Origin of the sequence: Pseudomonas sp. DrBHI1, assembly GCF_002205115.1 — a bacterium.
GTDB classification, from domain to species: Bacteria; Pseudomonadota; Gammaproteobacteria; order Pseudomonadales; family Pseudomonadaceae; genus Aquipseudomonas; species Aquipseudomonas mosselii.
This window is the reverse complement of the sequence record NZ_NIBE01000060.1, coordinates 1-3,062: the sequence shown is the minus strand read 5'-3', so window position 1 is coordinate 3,062 and position 3,062 is coordinate 1. Positions and strand designations below refer to the sequence as shown.

General features: G+C 59.3%; 4 protein-coding genes and 3 tRNA genes. All 7 read left to right on the top strand.

The window, feature by feature from the left end; all coding sequences use genetic code 11:
- Positions 1-190: 190 nt before the first annotated feature.
- The gene (gene birA / locus CC207_RS13515) at positions 191-1,150 is read left to right on the top strand and encodes a bifunctional biotin--[acetyl-CoA-carboxylase] ligase/biotin operon repressor BirA (RefSeq protein WP_028692321.1); all 960 of its coding nucleotides are present in this window, start codon (positions 191-193) and stop codon (positions 1,148-1,150) included.
- Complete coding sequence (locus tag CC207_RS13510) at positions 1,140-1,895, top strand: pantothenate kinase (RefSeq protein WP_028692320.1); 756 nt, start codon at positions 1,140-1,142, stop codon at positions 1,893-1,895. The genes birA and CC207_RS13510 overlap by 11 nt, the downstream gene beginning before the upstream one ends.
- A gap of 2 nt (positions 1,896-1,897) precedes the next feature.
- Positions 1,898-2,323, top strand: coding sequence for a hypothetical protein (locus CC207_RS13505; RefSeq protein ID WP_028692319.1), 426 nt, complete (start codon positions 1,898-1,900; stop codon positions 2,321-2,323).
- 152 nt (positions 2,324-2,475) lie between these two features.
- Positions 2,476-2,559, top strand: a tRNA-Tyr gene (locus CC207_RS13500).
- Positions 2,560-2,583: 24 nt separating this feature from the next.
- Positions 2,584-2,657: transfer RNA gene (locus tag CC207_RS13495), tRNA-Gly, on the top strand.
- Positions 2,658-2,685: 28 nt separating this feature from the next.
- Positions 2,686-2,761: transfer RNA gene (locus CC207_RS13490), tRNA-Thr, on the top strand.
- A 79-nt stretch (positions 2,762-2,840) separates the two neighbouring features.
- Positions 2,841-3,062 (top strand): GTP-binding protein (locus CC207_RS13485; RefSeq protein WP_256582019.1); only part of this gene is annotated, 222 nt, incomplete at its 3' end.

The following is a 3,062-nucleotide window of genomic DNA, read 5'->3' as shown; positions in this document are numbered from 1 at the left end:
AAGATTCATTTCGCAAAACCCCTATCTGCGCGAGCAGGTAGGGGTTTTGTCTTTTCCGCGTTCCAACATCAACGCCATACCGGCGCTCCTACAGGGCTCGCGTCGGCTGTGGGGCTGGCGGTAGCCCTTTTCCTATGCAAGCCCTCGGGGCGTGGCTATCATGCCAGCCTTATTCCAAGTCGAGACTGGCATGCTGAAGTTGTTGAATCTCCTCAAGGATGGCCGGTTCCATTCCGGAGAAGCCCTGGGGGCCGCCCTCGGGGTAAGCCGCAGCGCCGTCTGGAAGCAGCTGCAGCACCTTGAGAGCGAACTGAACCTGACCATTCACAAGGTCCGCGGCCGTGGCTATCAGTTGGCAGCGCCACTGAACCTGCTTGAATCTCAGGCGATCGCCGGGTTTTCGGAGGGCGAGCCGTGGCCGGCTTTCATTCATGACACCATTGACTCCACCAATGCCGAGGGCCTGAGGCTTGCCGCCCAAGGGCAGGCGGCGCCCTTCCTGGTGCTGGCCGAACGCCAGAGCGCTGGGCGCGGACGTCGTGGCCGCCAATGGGTCAGTCCGTTCGCTGAAAACCTCTATTACAGCCTGGTGCTGCGTATCGATGGCGGCATGCGCCAGCTCGAGGGATTGAGCCTGGTGGTTGGCCTGGCGGTCATGCGCACGCTGAAGACGTTCGGCCTGAAGGATGTCGGGCTGAAATGGCCCAATGATGTCCTGGCTAGCGGGCGCAAGATCACCGGCATCCTCCTGGAGCTGGTCGGCGATCCGGCAGACGTCTGCCATGTGGTGCTGGGTATCGGTATCAACGTGAACATGCAGGGCGGGGAGCGGATCGACCAACCCTGGACCTCCATGCGCGGCGAGACCGGACAGTTGGTGGATCGCAACCGCTTGGTGGCGGAGCTAAGTCAGCAACTGCAGCATGAGCTGGCCCGTCATCGCCGCTATGGTTTCGCCGCGTTCCAGGAAGAATGGGAGCAGGCGCACCTGTGGCAGGGGCGGAAAGTTTCGCTGGTCGCCGGCACCACTCGCATCGATGGGGTGGCGTTGGGCGTGGATGGGCAGGGCGGCTTGCGTCTCGAGGTGGATGGTGTGGAAAAGAGCTTCAGCGGTGGCGAGCTCAGTTTGAGGTTGCGTGATGATTCTTGAGCTCGATTGCGGAAACAGTTTTATCAAGTGGCGCGTCATCCATGCGGCTGACGCCACCATCAATGGTGGCGGTATCGTCGACTCCGACCAGGCGCTGGTGGCGGCTGTCGCGGCGCTTTCATCCCTGCGCCTGATCGGCTGCCGGATGGTCAGCGTACGCAGTGAAGAAGAGACTTCGGCGCTGTGTGCGTTGATCCTGGCTTCGTTCGGGGTCGAAGTGAGTGTGGCCCAGCCGGTGAAGGAAATGGCCGGTGTTCGCAATGGCTACGAGGACTACCAGCGCCTGGGGATGGATCGCTGGCTCGGCGCGTTGGGCGCCTATCACCTGGCGGGTCGCGCCTGCCTGGTCATCGATTTCGGTACTGCGGCCAAGGCCGACTATGTCGCGGCCGACGGTGAGCACCTTGGTGGGTATATCTGTCCGGGCATGCCGCTGATGCGTAGCCAGTTGCGCACCCACACCCGGCGAATCCGCTATGACGATGCCTCGGCCGAGCGTGCCCTGGGCAGCCTGGCACCGGGGCGCTCCACCGTCGAAGCGGTCGAGCGTGGTTGTGTGTTGATGCTCCAGGGCTTTGCCCGTACCCAGATCGAGCAGGCGAGGGCGCTGTGGGATGAGGATTTCACGGTCTTCCTGACCGGGGGTGATGCGCCGTTGGTGCAAGACGCCGCACCTCAGGCGCGGATCGTGCCGGATCTGGTCTTTGTCGGCTTGGCCATGGCCTGCCCAATTGAGTCGAGGTGACTATGCGCTGGTTGTTTCTGCTGTTGGTAGTGCTCAACGTCGTTTATTACGTGTGGCACCAGCAGGAAGCTCCGCTTAAGGTCAAGGAAGTCGCCCCGTTGTCGTTGTACAAAGGCTCCCAGCAGGAAATACGCCTGTTGCGCGAGACCGGGGCCGCGGCACCTGCCAGGCGGCGCGACGAATGCTTGGTAGTGGGTGGTCTGGCGGTTCGCGAGCAGCTCGATGCCCTGCGTCAGCGCCTGGTCAGCCTGGATATCGTCGCCCTGCCGGTGGTTGGGCAGTTGCCGGGCGCCGAGGGCTTCTGGCTCAAGATAGCCCCTGAAAGCGAGCGTTTGCTGGACCCTGCGGTGCTCTCGACTCTTTCCAAGGATTTCAAAGACTTAAAACACAAAATTATTTTGTGCGAGGGTATTGCAACTGCTGAATAGCTTGATAGAATGGCGCCCGCTTCACAGGGAACACCACTGAGGTGGTAGAGCCCGAAGCGGTGTCAAAGCAGCTAAGTTTCAGATTTGATTGAAAAAATTTGAAAAAACGCTTGACACTAGGGCGGCAGACAAATAGAATGCCGGCCACATCTGGAGGGATTCCCGAGCGGTCAAAGGGGACGGACTGTAAATCCGTTGCGAGAGCTTCGAAGGTTCGAATCCTTCTCCCTCCACCAGTTTTAGCGAGAGCTGCAGGCTCTGCGGGTATAGTTTAGTGGTAGAACCTCAGCCTTCCAAGCTGATGATGCGGGTTCGATTCCCGCTACCCGCTCCAAGTTTGCTGTTGTTGCACAAAGTGTTTCGCTCTTGTAGCTCAGTTGGTAGAGCACACCCTTGGTAAGGGTGAGGTCAGCGGTTCAAGTCCGCTCAAGAGCTCCATATAAACAAGGCAGATATGAAAATATCTGCCTTTGTTTTATAGGCTGTATGACAATTTCTTCTGCGGAGGACTGTATCGATGGCTAAGGAAAAGTTTGATCGTTCGCTACCTCACGTTAACGTCGGGACTATCGGCCACGTTGACCACGGTAAGACTACTCTGACTGCAGCGCTGACTCGCGTCTGCTCCGAAGTTTTCGGTTCGGCCGTCGTTGAGTTCGACAAGATCGACTCGGCTCCGGAAGAAAAAGCGCGCGGTATCACCATCAACACCGCTCACGTCGAGTACAACTCGAACATT

Bases quoted from the DNA above. Each gene is read 5' to 3' on its own strand.
- birA (WP_028692321.1), top strand. From the start codon at position 191: ATGCTGAAGTTGTTGAATCTCCTCAAGGATGGCCGGTTCCATTCCGGA.
- CC207_RS13510 (WP_028692320.1), top strand. From the start codon at position 1,140: ATGATTCTTGAGCTCGATTGCGGAAACAGTTTTATCAAGTGGCGCGTC.
- CC207_RS13505 (WP_028692319.1), top strand. From the start codon at position 1,898: ATGCGCTGGTTGTTTCTGCTGTTGGTAGTGCTCAACGTCGTTTATTAC.